This window comes from Colwellia sp. MEBiC06753 (genome assembly GCF_053470325.1).
On sequence record NZ_JBQMTM010000041.1, the window covers coordinates 1 to 774 of the forward strand.

Annotated in this window: 1 protein-coding gene; it reads right to left on the minus strand. The window is 42.6% G+C overall.

Annotated features, from left to right (window positions below):
* Positions 1–31 precede the first annotated feature (31 nt).
* Positions 32–774 (minus strand): IS3 family transposase (locus ACOB82_RS17675; RefSeq protein ID WP_448214321.1); only part of this gene is annotated, 743 nt, incomplete at its 5' end.

Genomic DNA, 774 nt, shown 5'->3' on the forward strand with positions numbered 1-774 from the left:
TTGTAACAGTCAAATAAACTTGGAGACTTCTTTAGGCTCTTTTTCTTAATTTCATCTCATATTCTGCTGGTGAGATGTTCCCCAATTTATAATGTCGCCGTTTCTGATTATAAAACGGCTCGATGTAATCAATAATATCAGCCATTGCCTCACGCCTAGTCTGATAACGGCGATAGTTAATTCTTTCTGATTTTAAGCTGCGGAAAAAGCGCTCCGTAACCGCATTATCTAAACAATTTCCAGCACGACTCATACTAGAGACTAATCCGTGTTCTTTCAATGAGCGTTGAAATGCTTCACACGTATATTGCACGCCCTGATCTGAATGGAATAGCACTCCATCAGTTGGCTGTCGTTTATTTACAGCTAAGCGTAATGCGCGTGTTGTTAACTCGCTATTTGGCTTATCTGAGAACGCCCAGCTGATCACCTTGCGAGAGCACAAATCCATAATCACCGCTAAGTACAACCAGCCTTGCTGTGTGCGAATATACGTAATATCGCCAGACCACAACTTGTTTAGTTTTTGTGGATTAAACTGACGATTTAAATAATTAGGTGCAATCACTGATGGTCTACCGCCAGCCGGATATTTATGCTGTTTAGGTCGCTTAGCTACTAAGCCTAGCCGTTTCATCGATGTACGGACACGATGAAGCCCAATATCAAAGCCTAATGCTTGCAACTCACCGTGCATACGTACTTTGCCGTAAGTAGCGTCCATGTCCACATGTATTTGCTTCATCGCAGCATCAAGCTTTACACGCTCAGCAC